An 18,509-nucleotide genomic window follows, 5' to 3' on the forward strand; every position below is an offset into this window, starting at 1 on the left:
TCATGCAAACGCCGGTCAGGCAATCGCGCTGACGCTTTCATTCATACGTAAAACGCAACTCAAGAGGCACCATGGCCAACTATTCTACCAACGAATTCAAGGGCGGTTTAAAAGTAATGCTTGACGGCGATCCGTGCTCGATCGTCTCCAATGAGCTGGTCAAGCCCGGCAAGGGCCAGGCGTTCAATCGCGTCAAGCTGCGCAACCTGATGACCGGGCGCGTCTGGGAGCGCACGTTCAAGTCAGGTGAGTCTCTGGAAGGCGCCGACGTCATGGAGCTGGAAATGGAATACCTCTACACCGACGGTGATATGTGGTATTTCATGCAGACCGACGGCTCCTTTGAGCAATACGCAGTAGAGAAGCGCGCGCTGGGCGACGACGAGAAATGGCTCAAAGAGCAGGTGGTCTACACCGTGACGCTGTGGAATGACAACGCCATTCAGGTAACGCCGCCCAACTTTATCGCACTGGAAGTGGTGGAAACCGATCCCGGCCTCAAAGGCGATACCGCCCAGGGCGGCTCTAAGCCGGCCAAGCTGTCGTCGGGCGCGGTGGTGCGCGTGCCGCTGTTCATCAACGAAGGCGAAGTGCTCAAGGTGGATACCCGCACCGGCGAGTACGTATCGCGCGCCTGATGGGCGATGCGTTGCCCTGTGCCCGCTGGCAGCCCACGGCGGATATGGCCACGCTTCGCGCCCGCGCCCGGCTGATGGCCCGGGTGCGGGCGTTTTTTGCCGAGCGCGACGTGCTGGAAGTCGAGACCCCCATACTCGGCCAGGGCGGCAGTACCGATGTGCATCTGGCTTCGCTTTGTACACAGGCGCGCACCCCGGCCGGCCGTCAGCGCCTGTGGCTGCGGACTTCGCCGGAGTTTCACATGAAGCGCCTGCTCGCCGCCGGCAGCGGGCCGATCTACCAGCTGGCGAAAAGTTTTCGCGACGGTGAGGTGGGCGGGCGCCACAACATCGAATTCACCATGTTGGAGTGGTACCGTCCGGGCTTTAGCCTTCCGGCCCTGATGGAGGAAACCGCAGCGCTGATCCGGGAGCTTTTGCCCGATACCTTGCTGCCCGACGGGCAGGGGCTGCTGCGCTGCTGCGCCTACCGCTCGCTGTTTCATGAGCACCTGCAAATTGATCCGTTCAGCGCGCCGCTGACGTGCCTGCGCCGGCTCGCCGCCGAGCGCGGCGGGATGCCCGAAGGCGCGCTTGACGACGAGCCGCGCGATACCTGTCTGGATCTGCTGATGAGCCTGGTCATCGAGCCTGCCCTGGGCCGAGGCGCGCTCACCGCGGTGGTGGACTACCCGGCCAGCCAGGCCGCTCTTGCCCGACGTCATACAGATGCTTTGGGTGACGAGGTGGCCTCGCGCTTTGAGCTTTATTTCAACGGCGTGGAGCTTGCCAACGGCTACGATGAGCTCACCGACGCCGCCGAGCAGCAGGCTCGCTTTGACGAAGACAACGCCGCGCGGCGCCGGCTTGGCTTTGCCCCGGTTGACGTGGATACGCGCCTGGTCGCCGCGCTTGCCCACGGCCTGCCCGAAGGCAGCGGCGTGGCGCTGGGGCTTGACCGGCTGCTTCAGCTGGCACTTGGCAAACCTCGGCTAAGCGATGTGCTGAGCTTTGCCACGCCAAGCTGCTGAATCACTTTGTATCCTCTGCGGATTCATCACAGGCGTCGTCGGGCGATGCGCTTTTCAATTCGAACGCTCGTCTGTCGTCGGGCAGGCGTACGATATCGTCAAGTGCCAGCTTGCCGTGCTGCGTTAATCGCTTGCCGTGGGGGTCGATAATGGCGGCGACCGTGCCGATGCTGACCCGGTCTTTATAGGCCTCGACCTTCACTCGCACGTTAACGCCCTGATAGTGGCCGGAAACGATGCTGCCGGGGTGCGGTTCGCTATAGCTTTCGGGGTGCTGGGTATAGTAGGCGATAACGCTTTGCGCCTCGGGCGCGTCCCATTCGATATGTTTGTGCACGGGTTTCTCCTGCTATGCGTTTTCGGATGTTTCAACCTGTATCAGCGCCGGATCGTCGGCGTGGTCAATCAGCATACGGCGTACGCGCGCCTGCCACAGCCGGGCAAATTCGCTCTGCTGGGCGGGCGTTTCGCTTCCCTGAACGATCGCCTGGAGGCGTTCGCGCTGCGTCGGGTCGGCTGGGATGTAGCGGTGGTTAAACGTGACGCGAACGCTTTGGCCGGTATCCAGTCGGGTAAAGCGTATGGCACCGTGCCGGTCCGGGGTGTCGGCAAAGTGTAGCCGGCCGTGGCGGGCGAAGCGCTCGCCGATGCCCTTGAACCCGCCGTCGCCGGCAGCGCCGGTCATCAGCGTGAGCACCTGCGCGGTAACGCCGACGGTGCCCTCGTGCTCCGGGTGGGGCATGTGCACGGCGATGTTGCCGCGTTCAGGCAGCGAGGCGGGGTAGAGCGCCTTCAGCGCGGCGCGGGCGGTGAGAAAGGCACCGGCCACGGTGGGGCAGGAGTGCCCGGTCAGGCGAACCGCATCAGCGTAGCGGTAGTCCATGATGCCGTCGTCGGCACTGCCCAAAAGCGCGGCCAGCGGGTCGCGCAGCCGAACGGTTGGCGCCTGGTCGAAAAAGTCGGGAAAAGCCATGGTTGTTTCCTGGGCCCGCGTAGAGCGGGCATAGCGTCAAGTGTCAGCGCCCGATTTCAGCACAAACAAACAGCGCGGCTTCGTCGCCGCCGGGCGCCAGCGGTCAGGCTAGGCAAAAACGCCGATGGGGCTAAACGATACCGCGCAATAAAGCCCCACGCCGGCCAGGGCAAAGCCGGCCGCTCCGGCGGGGCGGGCAAACATTGCCGGCAGCCCGGGCCATATCGCTTCGCTGTGCACAACCTTGCGATAGTAGTCGTGGTTGGCGATCCGGGTGCAGATAATCGGCGTTGGCAGCCAAAACACTACCCCGGGAATATGCCCGCCGGTCAGCGCATCAAGCACCGTCACCAGGGTATAAAACGAGAAAGTGGCGCCGATGATAAACGCGCCCTTGAGCCACATACCCTTGCACAGGTAGTACACCCAGTCGAAGAAAAAAGCCCAGGGATTCAGCGAGACCCTGAGTTTGTCCCGGAGGCCCAGCGCCCTGTATTCGGGCGAGCGTATGAGGGCATACACGCTGCGGCTGTCGGCGCCCAGCTTGTGCAGCAGGGCAAATCGAGCCTGCCAGGCGTGGCTCAGGGAGCGGTGAGTGCGGTGCGTCATGGCTATGGCCTCGTGTCAGGAAGGGGCGTGGCCCAGGGTTTCCCCCATCTGCACCTTGGCGCCGGCTGCAAAGGCGCTGAAGTCGATCGCGCCGGCGCTGCACATCACCACCGTAGAGCCGAGCTTGAAGCGGCCGAGCTCCGCGCCTTTTGCAAGCGTTACGGGCTTGTCCAGCCGGGTGCGCTGGGGCGTGCCGGCAAGCGGGGTGACCTGCCCGGCCCAGACGGTTTCAATGGCGGCGACGATCATCGCGCCGACGAGCACCACGGCCAGCGGGCCGTGCTCGGTGTCAAAAATACACGCCAGCCGCTCGTTGCGGGCAAACAGCCCCGGCACGTGGTTCGCCGTTGCCTGATTGACCGAAAACAGCCGCCCGGGCACGTAGATGGTCTCGCGCAGGGTGCCGGTGACCGGCATGTGCACGCGGTGATAGTCCCGGGGCGAGAGGTATATCGTGGCGAAACTGCCGCCGCTGAAGGTGTCGGCCAGGGCGGCGTCGCCGCCCAGCAGCGCCCGGGTGGAATAGCGATGCCCCTTGGCCTGAACGAGCTCGCCGGCGGCCATGCGGCCGAACTGGGAAAGCGCGCCGTCGGCGGGGCTGATAACCCCTTCGCCGACGGGCCGGGCGTCGTCTTTCAGCGCTCGGGTAAAAAAGTCGTTGAAGGTGGCGTAGGCGCGGTAGTCGGGCTCTTGGGCCTGGCGCATGTCCACCTGGAAGCGCTGAATAAAAGCGCGGATCAGCGCGTTTTTAAGCCCCGGGGCGCGGCATTCGGCCAGCTGCCCCACCAGCCGCGAAATGGCGCGGTGGGGCAGCGGGTACTGCATGAGCGCAAAGGCTTTTTGGGAAAGCGTCACGTATGTTGGTTCCGTCAGGTGTTGTCGGGTCAGGTCTCAACCGGCGTGTCGTCGCGGTTGCCCCACTCGTTCCAGGAGCCGGCGTAGCCGCGAATGTTGAAGCCCAGCGCTCGGCCCACCAGCCAGGTAAAAGCGCTGCGGTGGTGGCCCTGGCAGTGGGTCACAACGTCCATGTCCTGGGTGATGCCCAGCGTATCCAGCTCGTTGACCAGCTCGGCGTAGCCGCGGATGCGCAGGTTGCGCTCAGGGTCCATAGCACGGGTCCATTCCATGTTGACCGCGCCGGGAATATGACCCAGGCGTTTGTTCTGGCCTGTCTCGCCGCGGTATTCCGCCGGCGAGCGGGCGTCCCAGATGGCAAGATTTTTCTCACCCAGGCGCTCTTTGATTTCATCGGCGGTAATGCGCGTTTCCGGGTTCAGGATCTCGGCGTGATACGTGGACGGCGTGGGCGTGTTGGGCTCGGTTTGCACGGCCAGACCGGCGGCGCGCCAGGCGTGAATGCCGCCGTTAAGATAGGAATAGCGGGGGTGGCCGATCAGCTCCAGCGTCCACAAAAGCCGCGCGGCAAAGCCGCCGCCTTCGTCGTCGTAAGCTACTACGTGGGTGTCTCGGGTCAGGCCCAGCTCGCTGAACAGGGCAGAAAGTGCGGCCACGTCCGGCGCCTCGCTGGGAAGCGGCGCCTGGCCGTTCATCAGCCGGCGGCTTTCCAGAAATATCGCCCCCGGCACGTGCCCTTGGGTATAGCTGCCGGAATCCTTGGGCACGTCAATGATCAGCAGCTGCGGGTCGTCAAGGTGTTCCTGCAGCGTTTCCGGCTCAACGATCAGCGGCAGTATATTGGCTTCCGAGCTTTGCTGTGGGGTGCGCATGACAACTCCTTGCGTTGGCGTGGCGTTTAGGTGTCCAGGCTGGCGAGAATCCGCCGATAGCTGGCAAAACGTTGAGGGTGGATATTGCCTGCCTCCACCGCGGCAAGTAAAGCGCAGCCCGGCTCTGCCCGATGGCGGCAGTCGCGAAAGCGACAAAGGCCCAGATGCGGGCGGAATTCGACAAAGCCGTCGGTGACGGTGTCGGCGTCCAGATGGGTCAGGCCGAATTCGCGTATGCCGGGCGAGTCGATGAGTACGCCGTCGGCGTCCGGCATGGCGTAGAGCCGGGCGGTGGTGGTGGTGTGGGTGCCCTTGCGCATGTCTTCGGACAGCGCGCCGATGCGCAGAGTTTCATCGGGCAGCAGACGGTCGATCAGCGACGACTTGCCCACCCCGCTCTGGCCGACGAGCACCGAGGTGCGCCCGGCAAGCTGGCGGTTGAGCGCATCAAGCCCTGCGGGCTGTTCGGTTGAGGCGCGGACCACCGGGTAGCCCAGCGCCCGGTAGCGCTCCAGCAGCTGGCCAAGCTCGCCGTCGTGGTCGGCCAACAGGTCTACCTTGTTGAGCACCAGCACCGGCGCGATGCCGGTGGCCTCGGCGGCGACCAGGTAGCGGTCGATGAGGTTGGCGTGGGGCGTGGGTTCCACGGCAAAGACGATCAGGATCTGATCGACGTTGGCGGCCACGGGCTTGAGCCGCCCCTGCGGGTCCGGGCGGGAAAGCACGCTTGCCCGCTCGGCGGCGGCGACCACCACGCCGGAGCCGTCTTCGCCCTTGCGCCAGATCACCGTATCGCCGGTGACCAGCCCCTGCAGGTTGGCGCGCAGATGGCAGCGCACCGCGGCGCCGTCGGCCCCGCGCACTTCCAGCGTGCGGCCGAAATGCGCGATGACCCGGCCGCTCTGTTCGGCGCCGTATTCCCCGGCGGCCAGCTGCTCGGTCTGGCGGGCGCTGTGTTTGGCGGCGCGCTTTTCGCGCTCGGCCTGGACTTTCTCCACGCGCCAGCGCTGCTGACGGGTCAGTTTACGTTTGCTCATGGCACCTGTCGGTTGCAACGGTTGAACGGTACACTGGCGTATTTGCCGTAGCGTTATGGCATCGCCTGTGATGAGGCTGCCCAGTGTAACGGGTTTGGCGTCGGCAGGTGAGCGGCCTGACGCTACGGTGGCAAGGCAACCAAGGAGCCACCATGAGCGAAACCTCGCCACGCAGCGACCTGCTGATCTGGATTGATCTGGAAATGACCGGGCTGGACCCCAACAAGGAGCGCATCATCGAGGTGGCCACGCTGGTCACCGACGGCGAGCTCAACACCGTGGCCGAAGGCCCGGTGATTGCGGTCAAACAGCCGGATAGCCTGCTTGAGCAGATGGACGACTGGAACCGGAAAACCCACGGCGAGTCCGGGCTGGTCAAGCGGGTGCAGCAAAGCCGCACGGATACGGCGGCCGCGGAGGCGAAAACGCTGGACTTTCTGCGCGAATACGTAGTGCCGGGCACCTCGCCGATGTGCGGCAACAGCATTCATCAGGACCGGCGTTTTCTGGAGCGCGAAATGCCCGAGCTGTGGGCGTTTTTCCACTACCGCAATCTCGACGTGTCCACGGTCAAGGAGCTGGCCAAGCGCTGGAACCCGGAGGCCATCAAGGGCTTTAAAAAGCGCAACGTACACCTGGCCATGGACGATATCAAAGAGTCCATCGGCGAGCTTGCCCACTATCGCCGCACGTTTTTGCAGGCGGCCACCAGCGCTGAAGACCTCTACGGCGAGGAGGAATAGCCAAGGGTGAGGCGTTAGCCGGCGGTGGCAATGCGCTGCCGGCCTTTTTCGCGCTGCTCGCCAAGCGCCCAGGCGACGTGTTCGCGCACCAGCGCGCTGGGGTAGGCGCGCCGGGCCATCAGCGCGGCGATCACCGCCTCGCTGTACGGCGCGTTGCCCAGCGCCACGGCAATGTTGCGCAGCCAGCGGACGTAGCCGATGCGGCGAATGGCGCTGCCGGCGGTCTTGTCGAGAAACTCCTGCTCGCCCCAGCCGAACAGCGTCACAAGCTCGGCGCGGTCGAGATCGTGGCGCGGGTAAAAATCGTCTTCCCGGGTGGGCTGGGCAAAGCGGGTGAAGGGGCAGAAAAGCTGGCAGTCGTCGCAGCCGTAGATGCGGTTGCCCATGGCGCGGCGATGCTCTTCGGGAATCGCACCGAAAAGCTCGATGGTGAGATACGAAATGCACTTGCGCGCGTCCACCACGCCGTCGTCCACAATCGCCCCAGTGGGGCAAACGGTCTGGCAGCGGTTGCAGCTGCCGCAGTGGTCGCGCTCGAAAGGCGCATCCACGGGCAGCGGCAGGTCGGTGTAGAGCTCGCCGAGAAAAAACAGCGAGCCGGCCCTGGGGTTGAGCAGCATGGCATTTTTGCCAAACCAGCCAAGCCCGGCCTTTTGTGCCAGAGCGCGCTCCATGACCGGGGCGGAGTCGACAAAGGCGCGATAGCCGATCTGGCCGGCCCGCGTCTCGATGCGCTTGGCCAGCGCGGCCAGGCGCTTGCGCATCAGCTTGTGGTAGTCCCGGCCCAGCGCGTAGCGTGATACGTAGGCGCTGTGCGGGTTTTGTAACACCTCCATGCTTGCCGTGTCCGCCGGCAGGTAGTCCATGCGCACGCTGATGACGCGCACGGTGCCGGGCTCAAGCTCCGCCGGGCGGGTGCGCTTGGTGCCGTGCTTGGCCATAAAGCCCATTTCGCCGTGGTAGCCGTTATCCAGCCACTCGTTCAGCCGCTGTTCATGGAAGGCAAGGTCGGTATCGGTAATGCCGAGCTGCTGAAAGCCCAGCGCCTCGCCCCAGGTCTTGATGTCCTTGGCCAGCGTGGCCAGCTCAGGCGTTGGGGCGGTATCGGGAACGGAGCGGGACATGACAGGTCAACTTAAAGGCGAAAGAAAACCGCTATGCTACCGTATCCTCTATCCGGGCCAAAACGTTCAGCCGCGCCGTCCCGTGTTCAAGCCGGAACGCGCCCATGCCAGAAGGAGACACCGTGACCGCTGCAACTCAGCCCCAGCATCACCCGCTGTATACGGCGCGCCAGGTACGCGAGCTTGACCGGCGCACCGTCGCTGCCGATATCGCCGGCTTTGCGCTGATGCAGCGCGCCGCTGCCAGCGCCTGGCGTTGCCTGGGCGAACGCTGGCCTCGCGCGCGCAGCCTGAGCGTGCTGTGCGGCGGCGGCAACAACGGCGGCGACGGCTACGTTATTGCCGCGCTGGCCGCCCAGGCCGGTTTGCAGGTGCAGTGCCTGGCGCTCAAGCCGATAGCCGAGCTGACCGGTGATGTCGCCCGCGCCGCGGCGCTTGCAGCCGCGGCAGGCGTGGACGGTAAAGCGTGGGAAGACGACACCCGTCTGACCGGCGAGGTGATTGTCGATGCGCTGCTGGGCACCGGCCTTTCCGGCGAGGTGACGGGGGCCTATCGTCAAGCGATCGCCACGGTGAATCGCGCCGGCCGGCCGGTGCTGGCGGTGGATATTCCTTCAGGGCTTGCCGCGGATACCGGCGCGCGGCTGGGCTGCGCGGTGCGCGCTGACGCGACGATCACGTTTATCGGCGACAAGCTCGGACTCCATACCGGCAGGGCGCCTGAGCATACCGGCGAGGTAACGTTTTGCCCGCTGGGCGTTGACGCCGAGGCGTTTGACGATATTGCGCCGCGCGGCGTTTTGCTGCACAAAAGCGCGCTCAGCGGCGCCTTTGGCCCGCGCCGGCGCACCGCCCACAAGGGGGATATGGGCCACCTGCTGGTGCTGGGCGGCGCCCCGGGCATGGGCGGTGCTGCGCTGATTGCCACCCAGGCCGCCGCGCGGCTGGGGGCGGGCAAGGTAAGCCTTGCCACCGCGCCGGAACACGTCAGCGCAAGCCTGATCCGCTGCCCGGAAGTCATGGCCTGCGGGGTACGCGGCAGTGCCGACGTTGCTGAACGGGTGGAGCAAAGCGACGTCATCGTTGCCGGCCCCGGCATCGGCTGCGGCGCCTGGGGCCAGGCCATGCTGGCCGCAGCGCTGGAAAGCGGCCGGCCGCTGGTGCTCGATGCCGACGCGCTCAACCTGCTGGCCGAGCGCTTTACCGGCGAACGCCGGGACAGCTGGGTGCTGACGCCGCACCCGGGCGAGGCAGGCCGCCTGCTGGGGATCACCGCCGCCGAAGTGGAAGCCGACCGCCCGGCCGCAGCGCTGGCGCTGCGCGAGCGCTACGGCGGCTGCGCGGTGCTCAAGGGGGCGGGCACGCTGGTGGCCGGCCCTCAAGGTCTGGCCGTGTGCCCCTACGGCAATCCCGGCATGGCAAGCGGCGGCATGGGCGATGCGCTGGCCGGCATGCTGGGCTCGCTTGCCGGCCAGCGCGGCCTGAGCGAGCAGACCGTGCGGCTGGGCGTGCTGGTTCACGCGCTGGCCGCGGACGCCGCCGCCGCCGAGCACGGCGAACGTGGTTTGCTGGCTGGCGATCTGGCATCCTGTGCGCGCCGGCTGGTCAACCCCGGGTTTGAATAATTTGTCATCAAGGTAATAGCCGCCCATGCAGATGCAACCCATGCAGGTGCAACTTCCCGACGAGCACACCCACGTCGCGTTTGGCGAAACGCTTGGCCGCCTGCTTCAGGGCCGCGGCCGTCTTTATCTTCACGGTGATCTGGGCGCGGGAAAAACCACGCTGACGCGCGGCATACTGCGCGCCTACGGCCACCGGGGCGCGGTGAAAAGCCCCACCTATACCCTGATTGAGCCCTACGCGCTTGCCGGCAAGCGCGTCTATCATCTGGATCTGTACCGGCTGGGTGATCCCGAAGAGCTTGAGTTTATCGGCGGGCGCGACGTGTTCGCCGACGACGCCCTGTGCGTGGTCGAATGGCCCAGCCGCGGCGCGGGCTGGCTGCCCCCGGCCGATATCAATCTGACGCTTGAAGTAGCCGAGCCGGGCCGGCGTGCCCGCCTGGCCAGCGCCACACCCCGCGGCGCGGCGCTGCTGGCCGCCCTGTTTGAAAACGCCCCGGGGAGCGGCAGATGAGGGCGGCGCGGGGCGCTCGACCCGGGCGGCGCCTGGCCGTTGCGCTGGCGGCGGGGCTGGCCTGGCTGGCAACGACCGGCACGGCAGCGGCGGCCACGGTTGACAGCATGCGCCTGTGGGCTGCGCCGGATCACGCCCGGCTGGTATTTGATCTCTCCGCGCCGGCCACGGCCAAGGTTTTTTCGCTGGAGTCGCCGTCGCGGCTGGTGATTGATCTGGCCGACAGCCGCCTGGAAGCCAACGCTCAGGACCTGCCCCTGGAAGGCAGCGCGATTTCGGCGGTGCGCACCGGCGTACGCAAAGGCGACGACCTGCGCGTGGTGCTGGAACTCAGCCGCGAGATCGAGCCCCGCCACTTTAGTCTGGCGCCCAACCAGGAGTACGGCCATCGGCTGGTGGTGGATCTGGAGTACCCCGGCGAAAGCGCGGTGGAAAACCCCATTGATCCTATCGAATCGATGATCCGCGAGCAGGAAATCGCCGCTGCGCGGGCCACAGCCAAGGCCAAGGCGCTGGGCAAGACGCCGGAGAAAACCTCCGTTGTCGAACAGGCCGAACCGCACCCCAAACGCGATATCATCATTGCCGTGGATGCCGGCCACGGCGGCGAAGACAGCGGCGCCATCGGCCCCGGCGGCACCCGGGAAAAAGACGTGGTGCTGGCTATCAGCCAGCGGCTGGCCGGCCGCATCAATGCCGCTGAGGGGTTCAAGGCGGTGCTGATCCGCGACGGTGACTACTATCTGGGCCTGCGCCAGCGTACCCGGCTGGCCCGGGAACAGAAGGTTGACTTTTTTGTCTCGATCCACGCCGATGCCTTCACCAGCCCGCGGCCCAAGGGCAGCTCGGTCTACGCGCTGTCCCAGCGCGGGGCCACCTCGGAAACCGCCCAGTGGCTGGCCGACAGCGAAAACCGTTCGGATTTGATCGGCGGGGTGGACGGCAATCTGTCGCTGCGCGACAAAGATCAGGTGCTGCGCGGGGTGCTGCTGGATTTGACCATGACCGCCACGCTCAACGACTCGCTGACCATCGGCGGGCAGGTGCTCGACCAGCTGGGGCGGATCAACCATCTGCACAAGTCCCGGGTGGAGCAGGCCGGCTTTGTGGTGCTCAAGTCGCCGGATATTCCCTCGCTGCTGGTGGAAACCGGGTTTATTTCCAACCCGACCGAAGAGCAGCGCCTGGCGGCACCCTCGCACCAGGAAAGCCTGGCCAAAGCCGTGTTTACCGGCATTCGCAAGCACTTTGAGCGCAACCCGCCGCCTGCCAGCCTGCTGGCCTGGCTGCGCGATCACGACCGCCGCCCCGGCAGCGACGAATACCGCATCCGCGCCGGCGATACGCTGTCTGCCATTGCCACGCGCCACAACGTCTCGGTGAACCGGCTGCGCCGGGCCAACGAGCTCAGCGGCGATGTGATTCGCGTCGGCCAGGTGCTGCACATTCCCTAATGCTGACGAGGTGACCTTTGGACGATAACGCGGCGGCGAGCGCAAAAATTCACGTGCTGGACCCGCGCCTGGCCAACCAGATTGCCGCAGGCGAAGTGGTCGAGCGCCCGGCGGCGGTGGCCAAAGAGCTGATGGAGAACGCCATTGATGCCGCTGCCCGGCGCATCGAGGTGGAAACAGAGCAGGGCGGTGCCCGGCTGATCAAGGTGCGTGACGACGGCACCGGCATCGCCGAGAGCGATATGGCGCTGGCGCTTTCCCGCCACGCCACCAGCAAAATCGAGACATTGGATGACCTTGAGGGCGTAAGCTCGCTGGGTTTTCGCGGCGAGGCGCTGGCCTCGATCAGCTCGGTGTCCAGGCTTTCGCTGACGTCCAATGCCCTGGACGACCCGCGCGCCGGTTTTCGCGTGACGGCCGAAGGCCGCGGCATGGAGGCCCACGTGACGCCGGCGCCGCATCCGCGCGGCACCAGCGTGGAAGTGCGCGATCTGTTCTTTAATACGCCGGCCCGGCGCAAGTTTCTGCGCACCGAAAAAACCGAGTTTGCCCATCTGGAAGAGGCGTTTCGCCGCCAGGCGCTGTCCCGCTACGACGTGGCCTGGACGCTGCGCCACAATGGCAAGACCGTCCACCGGCTGCCGCCGGGCGATTCTCCCGCCGCCCGGGAGCGGCGCATTGCTTCGCTGCTGGGCAAGACGTTTATCGAGCACGCCCGCTATATCGAACGTCAGGTAGGCGCGCTGCGCCTGTCCGGCTGGGTGGGGCTGCCCACCCACTCCCGGGCCCAGGCCGACCAGCAGTATTTCTTCGTCAACGGCCGGGTGGTGCGCGATCGCCTGGTGGCGCATGCCGTGCGCCAGGCCTACCGCGACGTGCTGTACAACGGGCGTCATCCGGTGTTTGTGCTCTATCTCGACGTTGATCCGGAAGTGGTGGATGTCAACGTTCATCCGACCAAGCACGAAGTGCGTTTTCGCGACGGGCGCACGGTGCACGACTTTTTGTTTTCCAGCCTGCACCGCTGCCTGGCCGACACGCGTCCCGACGCGGTGGCCGAGCCGCCGGCTGACGCCGCGCTGAGTGACGGCCCGCACGCCTCGCCCGGCAGAGAGGCAGAAGAAAACGGGCGCTTCGAGCAGCAGGGCATGGCGCTTGCGCCGACGCCTGATCACGGCGGCGGGCCGCAGCCGGCAGGCGGCCATCCCGGCGCGGCCAAGGTGCGCCGCTTCATGCAGGGCTATCAGGCCCTGCATCCCGACCACGAAGACATGCTGCTCACCCCGCGCTCGCCGGAAAACGACGCCGGAGAGGTGCAGGAAGTGCCGCCGTCATCCGGCCGTTGGGCCGCGCCGCAGCCCGCCATGCCCGCCGACGACCCTACCGCCGCGCCGCCGCTGGGCTATGCCCTGGGCCAGCTGCACGGGGTGTTCATTCTGGCGCAGAACGCCGCCGGGCTGGTGATCGTGGATATGCACGCCGCCCACGAGCGCATTGTCTACGAGCGCATGAAGCGCCAGCTGGAAGCCGCCGGCGTTGCCACGCAGCCGCTGCTGGTGCCGGTTTCGATTGCCGCCAGCCGCCACGAGGTGGCCACCGCCGAAAGCGAGGCCGAAGCCATCCGCCGGCTGGGCGTTGAGCTGGACATGGCCGGGCCGGAAACGTTGCTGGTGCGCCAGCTGCCGGCGCTTCTGGCCGGCGCCGACCCGGAGGCGCTGGTGCGCGCCATGCTCGAAGAGCTGGAGCGCTACGGCCGCACCCGCCAGGTCGAGGCGCGCATTCATGCGCTGTTGTCCACCATGGCCTGCCACAGCAGCGTGCGCGCCAACCGCCGCCTGACCGTTGACGAAATGAACGCGCTGCTGCGCGATATGGAGCGCACCGAGCGCAGTGACCAGTGCAACCACGGCCGCCCGACCTGGACCCAGATGGACATGCAGGCGCTGGATCGACTGTTTTTGCGCGGCCAGTAAACGGCCAGCCGCCCCGAGAAAAAGGAGCTCGCCCGACCCATGAGCGATTCACGCCCGCCGGCCATTTTTTTGATGGGGCCCACCGCCTCCGGCAAAACCGATGCGGCGATTGCCCTGCACGAGCGGCTGGGCTGCGAGATCGTAAGCGTCGATTCCGCCATGGTCTACCGCGGGCTGGACATCGGCAGCGCCAAGCCCGATGCCTGTGAGCTTGCCCGGGCGCCGCACCGGCTGATCGATATTCGCGACCCGGCGGACCCGTACTCGGCGGCGGACTTTCGCCGGGATGCGCTGGCCGCGATGCGTGAGATCACCGCCCGAGGCAAGGTGCCGCTGCTGACCGGCGGCACCATGCTGTACTACAAGCAGCTGGTGGACGGCGCCGATAACCTGCCGCCGTCCGATCCGGCGATTCGCGCACGGCTTGAGGCCGAACAGGCCCGGGACGGCCTGGCCGCGCTGCATGCCCGCCTGGGCGAGGTAGACCCGGCGACGGCGGCGCGCCTGCACGTTAACGATACCCAGCGCATACTGCGCGCGCTGGAAGTCTTTGCGACGAGCGGGCGCACGCTCACCGAGCTTTGGGCCGAACAGCGCCGGGAAACCTTTCCCTGGCGGGCGGTGTCCATAGCCTTGGCGCCTGCAGACCGCGCCGTGCTGCACCGGCGAATTGCCGAGCGTTTCACGGCCATGCTCAACAAGGGGTTGATTGATGAGGTCGCCGCCCTCAGAAAGCGGGGTGATCTGCATGCCGAGCTGCCGTCGATGAAAAGCGTAGGCTATCGTCAGGTATGGGCCTATCTGGACGGCGACTACGACCGTGAAACCCTGAGCCAGCGGGGTATTATCGCCACGCGCCAGCTGGCCAAGCGCCAGCTGACCTGGCTGCGCCGCTGGCCGGAGCTGCACTGGGTCGAGGCGGCGTCTGCCGATGCGCTCAGCCATGTGCTGGCGCTGGCCGAGCACAGGGCCTTTTAAGCCCGTGCGTGAGCGCGACGCTTAGCGTAAGATAAGCGTCTTACAGCGAGGCCGTCGTCATTGGCCTTTGCGATCAGTTTTACCGTCAGTGTTTTCGAGCGGCCGACAATCGGTCTTTCGGGTACCCTCTGCTGCAGGGCGCAAGCGGCGCACTTTTAATAACCAACTCTAACGACAGTTTAGGGAGAGCACCATGTCCAAAGGGCAGTCCCTTCAAGACCCGTACTTGAACATTCTGCGCAAGGAGCGCATTCCGGTTTCCATTTTTCTGGTGAACGGCATCAAACTGCAAGGCCAGGTCGAATCGTTCGACCAGTTCGTCATTTTGCTGCGCAACACCGTCAGCCAGATGGTTTACAAGCACGCGATCTCGACCGTTGTGCCCTCGCGCAACGTGCGCCTGCCGGCCGCGGATGCCGATGACGCCGAGGCCTGATGCCGTGCACACGCTAAGTCATGAGGTTTTGATTGTTTTTTGAGCGCCCCGATGCCGGTGAAACGGCCGTTCTTGTTCACGTTGACTTCCCCGACGAGCACGCCCGTGAAGATCCGGGCGAGTTTCTCGAACTGGTGCGCTCGGCCGGTGCCGTTGCGGCCACGCTGCTGACGGCCAGCCGCAGCCGCCCGGATACCCGTACCTTTATCGGTTCGGGCAAGCTTGTAGAGCTGCGTGCCATGCTGGTGGCGCACCAGGCCGAACTGGTGATTTTCAACCACGGGCTTAGCCCGTCTCAGCAGCGCAACCTGGAAGGCGAGCTCAACTGCCGGGTGCTGGATCGTACCGGCTTGATTCTGGATATCTTCGCTCAGCGCGCCAGAACCCACGAAGGCAAGCTGCAGGTGGAGCTGGCCCAGCTTGAGTACGTCTCGACGCGGCTGGTGCGCGGCTGGACGCACCTGGAGCGCCAGGCCGGCGGTATCGGCGCGCGCGGTCCCGGTGAAACCCAGCTGGAAACCGACCGCCGGCTGCTGCGCGGCCGGATCAAGGCGATTCACAAGCAGCTCAGCAAGGTGCGCCGCCAGCGCGAGCAAAATCGCCGTGCCAGAGCGCGGGCAGAAATCAACAGCGTCTCGCTGGTCGGCTATACCAACGCCGGCAAGTCAACGCTATTCAACGCATTGACGACCGCTGAGGTGTATGCCGCCGATCAGCTTTTTGCGACACTGGACCCGACGCTGCGGCGTCTTGAGGTTGACGACGTGGGGCCGGTGGTCATGGCCGATACCGTCGGCTTTATTCGCCATCTGCCGCACAAGCTGGTCGAAGCGTTTCAGGCCACGCTGCAAGAGGCGGTAGACGCGGCACTGCTGGTTCACGTCATTGACGCCGCCGACCCCGACCGGGAGCTTAACGTCGGCCAGGTCAACGACGTGCTTGAAGAAATCGGTGCAGATCGAGTGCCCATGCTCAAGGTCATGAACAAGATTGACCGGCTGGACAGCGCGCCGCGCATTGACCGCGACGGTAACGGCATGCCCGAAACCGTTTGGCTGTCTGCCAAGGACGGCCGCGGGCTGGATCTTTTGCACCAGGCGCTGAGTGAACGCCTGGCCGATGATGTGATCGATTTTTCATTGAGCCTGGAGCCGCAGCAGGGCAAGCTGCGCGCCGGGCTGCACGAGCTTAACGCCGTGCGCGCCGAGCATTTTGACGAAAACGGACGCCCGATACTTGACGTACGCCTGCCGCGACGCGACTTTAATCAGCTGATGGCAAGGCTCGGCGAACGCGCCGATACCTACTTGCCCGAGGCGCTGCAGGTGCCGGCCGAGTGGTAGGCGTCTCGGCCGGCCACAACGCAAGCCAGACACGGCAAACACAACGGGATGAACCAGCGCGGCGTCGCGATCAAGCGTCTCGACCCGGCGCGGCGATCAATACCCTGAGGGAGACGAAGTATTATGGCCTGGAATGAGCCTGGTGGTGGCAACCAGCATGACCCCTGGAGCGGGGGCGGTCGGCGCAAGGGCGGCGACAGCGGCGGCAACCGCGGTGGCGGTGGCAATAACGGCGGGCCGCCGGATCTGGACGAGGCGCTGAAAAAGTTTCAGCAAAAGATCAACGGCATGCTGGGCAAGAAAAAAGGCGGCGGCCGCAGCGGCGGTAACGGGGGCGGCGGCGACAAGTCGCGCAGCGCCTTCACCCTGCCGGGGCTGCTGCTTGTCGTGGCGCTTGCGGTCTGGGCGGCGTCGGGCTTTTACCTGGTCGACCAGTCCGAGCGCGGCGTGGTGCTGCGCTTTGGCAAGTTTCAGGAAATCGTCACGCCCGGTTTGCAGTGGAATCCGCCGCTGATCGATGACGTGCGCATGGTCAACGTGACCCGGGTGCGCTCCTTGACGCAAACCCAGTCGATGCTGACCCGCGACGAAAATATCGTCAGAGTCGAGATTTCGGCCCAGTACCGCGTGTCTGATCCGGCCAACTACATGCTCAACGTGCGCGACCCGAACCTGTCGATCGAAAACGCGCTGGATTCGTCGCTGCGTCACGTGGTTGGCGGTACCGACATGATCGATATTTTGACGTCCGGCCGTGAAATTCTCGGTAGTTCCGTGGCCAGCCGGCTGCAGACCTACCTGAACAACTACGACGTGGGTATTCAGCTGCAGACCATCAACATCGAGTCGACCTCGGCACCCGAGCCGGTTATTGACGCCTTTGACGACGTTATCCGCGCCCGGGAAGACCGCCAGCGTACGATCAACAAAGGCATCGCCTACGCCAACGCGATTATTCCCGAGGCCCAGGGCCAGGCTCAGCGCCTGATCGAACAGGGGCAGGGCTATCGCGAATCGGTTGTCGCCGAGGCGCAAGGTCAGGCCAACCGCTTTTTGTCGCTGCTTTCCGAGTATCAGAACTCGCCGGAAACCATGCGCGAGCGGATGTATATCGAGGCCATCGAGGATGTCTTCGGTGCCACACCGAAGGTGCTGCTGGATAGCGGCGACAACGCACCGCTGATGTATTTGCCCCTGGACAAGCTGGGCGGCAAGAAAAGCGGTGCGTCCGCCGACGGCGGCGACGCGGAAAGCCTCAATCCGCGCGTGCTGAATAACCTGCCGTCAACGTCTTCGAGCAGCAGCGCCAACAATCGCTCCAGTAATCGAACGTCCATCCGCAGGGAGGGCCGGTAAATGATCAATAATCGATCCCTGCTGATTGTCGGTGGCCTGGCCGTGGTGGCCTGGCTGGCGAGTAACAGCCTGTACGTCGTGGATGAAACCGAGCGCGCAGTCAAGCTGCGCTTCGGTGAAGTCATCGAAGAAAATATCGAGCCTGGGCTGCACGTCAAGGTGCCGATCACCAACACCATCCGCAAGTTTGATACGCGTCTTTTGACCTTGGATACCGACACCAGCCGCTATCTGACCCGGGAGCAGAAGGCGGTCATCGTCGACTCGTACGTCAAATGGCAGGTGGTCAATCCGACGCTTTACTACGAGGCCACCGCCGGCGATGAAATGATGGCCGTGCGCCTGATTCAGCCGCGGGTGGATGAAAGCCTGCGTAACGCCTTTGGCCGGCTGAACCTGCAGCAGATCATCGCCGAGCGCCGCGACGATCTGATGACCGGCCCCACCAAGGAGCTCGACAAGCTCATGCGCGACGAGCTCGGCGTGGCGATTCGCGATATCCGTATCAAGCGTATCGACCTGCCCGAAGACGTCTCCGCGGCGGTATTCGAGCGGATGCGCTCCGAGCGTGAACGCGAGGCCCGCGAGTGGCGTGCCCAGGGTCAGGAAGAGGCCGAGCGGATTCGCGCCAATGCCGATCGCCGCCGCCAGGTGCTGCTGGCGCAGGCCCGGGAGCGGGCGGAAACCCTGCGCGGTGAAGGCGACGCCGAAGCGGCACGGATCTATTCCAACGCCTACGAGCAGGACGCTGAGTTTTTCGCTTTCTGGCGCAGCCTCAACGCGTACCGCAAAAGCTTCGACAACGGCGAAAACCTGATGGTGCTCAAGCCGGACAGCGAGTTTTTCCGCTATCTCAACAGCGCCATGCCCGGCGCCGATAGCGCAGCGGGCGCAGACGCCGCCGGCGCACAATAAGCACGGCGCGCCGGATGGACAGGGTTCATCCGGCGGCCAAACATGATAGACTCG

19 protein-coding genes are annotated in these 18,509 nt (G+C 65.3%); 12 read left to right on the top strand and 7 right to left on the bottom strand.

Annotation, left to right across the window (positions count from 1 at the left end; all coding sequences use genetic code 11):
- The first annotated feature begins 71 nt into the window (after positions 1–71).
- Entirely contained in the window at positions 72–638 is a 567-nt protein-coding gene (gene efp, locus ACZ415_RS09285) for an elongation factor P (protein ID WP_344702147.1), read from the top strand.
- A complete protein-coding gene (gene epmA / locus ACZ415_RS09290) occupies positions 638–1,648 on the top strand; it encodes an EF-P lysine aminoacylase EpmA (RefSeq protein WP_344702144.1) in 1,011 nt (336 codons plus the stop codon). The genes efp and epmA overlap by 1 nt, the downstream gene beginning before the upstream one ends.
- 1 nt (position 1,649) lies before the next feature.
- On the opposite strand, the gene ACZ415_RS09295 is transcribed toward epmA, so the two are convergent.
- The 6 genes from ACZ415_RS09295 to rsgA all read right to left on the bottom strand — a co-directional run bounded on the left by ACZ415_RS09295 (position 1,650) and on the right by rsgA (position 5,994).
- Positions 1,650–1,985: a hypothetical protein gene (locus ACZ415_RS09295; RefSeq protein ID WP_344702142.1), complete on the bottom strand. Its 336-nt coding sequence runs from the start codon at positions 1,983–1,985 to the stop codon at positions 1,650–1,652.
- A 12-nt stretch (positions 1,986–1,997) separates the two neighbouring features.
- Positions 1,998–2,621, bottom strand: a complete 624-nt coding sequence (locus ACZ415_RS09300; protein ID WP_344702140.1) for a hypothetical protein — start codon at positions 2,619–2,621, stop codon at positions 1,998–2,000.
- A gap of 108 nt (positions 2,622–2,729) precedes the next feature.
- A complete protein-coding gene (locus ACZ415_RS09305) occupies positions 2,730–3,230 on the bottom strand; it encodes a DUF2628 domain-containing protein (RefSeq protein ID WP_344702138.1) in 501 nt (166 codons plus the stop codon).
- Positions 3,231–3,245: 15 nt separating this feature from the next.
- Positions 3,246–4,085: an archaetidylserine decarboxylase gene (asd, locus tag ACZ415_RS09310; protein WP_344702136.1), complete on the bottom strand. Its 840-nt coding sequence runs from the start codon at positions 4,083–4,085 to the stop codon at positions 3,246–3,248.
- Between the two features lie 29 nt (positions 4,086–4,114).
- A complete protein-coding gene (locus tag ACZ415_RS09315; protein ID WP_344702134.1) occupies positions 4,115–4,957 on the bottom strand; it encodes a sulfurtransferase in 843 nt (280 codons plus the stop codon).
- A 26-nt stretch (positions 4,958–4,983) separates the two neighbouring features.
- Positions 4,984–5,994 (bottom strand): small ribosomal subunit biogenesis GTPase RsgA, encoded by a 1,011-nt coding sequence (rsgA, locus tag ACZ415_RS09320; RefSeq protein ID WP_344702132.1) that lies wholly within the window; start codon positions 5,992–5,994, stop codon positions 4,984–4,986.
- A 152-nt stretch (positions 5,995–6,146) separates the two neighbouring features.
- On the opposite strand from rsgA, the gene orn reads away from it, so the two are divergent.
- The gene (gene orn, locus ACZ415_RS09325; RefSeq protein ID WP_344702129.1) at positions 6,147–6,737 is read left to right on the top strand and encodes an oligoribonuclease; all 591 of its coding nucleotides are present in this window, start codon (positions 6,147–6,149) and stop codon (positions 6,735–6,737) included.
- A 14-nt stretch (positions 6,738–6,751) separates the two neighbouring features.
- Here orn and queG read toward each other — a convergent pair whose 3' ends face one another.
- Positions 6,752–7,861, bottom strand: a complete 1,110-nt coding sequence (queG, locus tag ACZ415_RS09330) for a tRNA epoxyqueuosine(34) reductase QueG (protein WP_344702127.1) — start codon at positions 7,859–7,861, stop codon at positions 6,752–6,754.
- A gap of 122 nt (positions 7,862–7,983) precedes the next feature.
- On the opposite strand from queG, the gene ACZ415_RS09335 reads away from it, so the two are divergent.
- The 9 genes from ACZ415_RS09335 (at position 7,984) to hflC (ending at position 18,455) form a co-directional block, all read left to right on the top strand.
- Positions 7,984–9,486, top strand: coding sequence for an NAD(P)H-hydrate dehydratase (locus tag ACZ415_RS09335; protein WP_425552698.1), 1,503 nt, complete (start codon positions 7,984–7,986; stop codon positions 9,484–9,486).
- A gap of 40 nt (positions 9,487–9,526) precedes the next feature.
- Complete coding sequence (tsaE, locus tag ACZ415_RS09340) at positions 9,527–10,000, top strand: tRNA (adenosine(37)-N6)-threonylcarbamoyltransferase complex ATPase subunit type 1 TsaE (protein ID WP_344702299.1); 474 nt, start codon at positions 9,527–9,529, stop codon at positions 9,998–10,000.
- Positions 9,997–11,454, top strand: coding sequence for an N-acetylmuramoyl-L-alanine amidase (locus ACZ415_RS09345; protein WP_425552697.1), 1,458 nt, complete (start codon positions 9,997–9,999; stop codon positions 11,452–11,454). Before tsaE ends, ACZ415_RS09345 begins: the two co-directional genes overlap by 4 nt.
- Positions 11,455–11,471: 17 nt before the next feature.
- Entirely contained in the window at positions 11,472–13,427 is a 1,956-nt protein-coding gene (gene mutL, locus ACZ415_RS09350) for a DNA mismatch repair endonuclease MutL (RefSeq protein ID WP_344702123.1), read from the top strand.
- Positions 13,428–13,466: 39 nt separating this feature from the next.
- Complete coding sequence (gene miaA, locus ACZ415_RS09355; protein WP_344702121.1) at positions 13,467–14,405, top strand: tRNA (adenosine(37)-N6)-dimethylallyltransferase MiaA; 939 nt, start codon at positions 13,467–13,469, stop codon at positions 14,403–14,405.
- A gap of 193 nt (positions 14,406–14,598) precedes the next feature.
- Positions 14,599–14,841, top strand: coding sequence for an RNA chaperone Hfq (gene hfq, locus ACZ415_RS09360; protein ID WP_344702119.1), 243 nt, complete (start codon positions 14,599–14,601; stop codon positions 14,839–14,841).
- 32 nt (positions 14,842–14,873) lie between these two features.
- Positions 14,874–16,184 carry a ribosome rescue GTPase HflX gene (gene hflX, locus ACZ415_RS09365; RefSeq protein ID WP_344702117.1) on the top strand — a complete coding sequence of 437 codons (1,311 nt, stop codon included), beginning with the start codon at positions 14,874–14,876 and terminating at the stop codon, positions 16,182–16,184.
- 123 nt (positions 16,185–16,307) lie between these two features.
- Complete coding sequence (gene hflK / locus ACZ415_RS09370; protein WP_344702115.1) at positions 16,308–17,540, top strand: FtsH protease activity modulator HflK; 1,233 nt, start codon at positions 16,308–16,310, stop codon at positions 17,538–17,540.
- Positions 17,541–18,455, top strand: a complete 915-nt coding sequence (gene hflC, locus ACZ415_RS09375) for a protease modulator HflC (protein ID WP_344702113.1) — start codon at positions 17,541–17,543, stop codon at positions 18,453–18,455.
- The last annotated feature ends 54 nt before the right edge of the window (positions 18,456–18,509 follow it).

Source organism: Halomonas cibimaris (assembly GCF_055379665.1).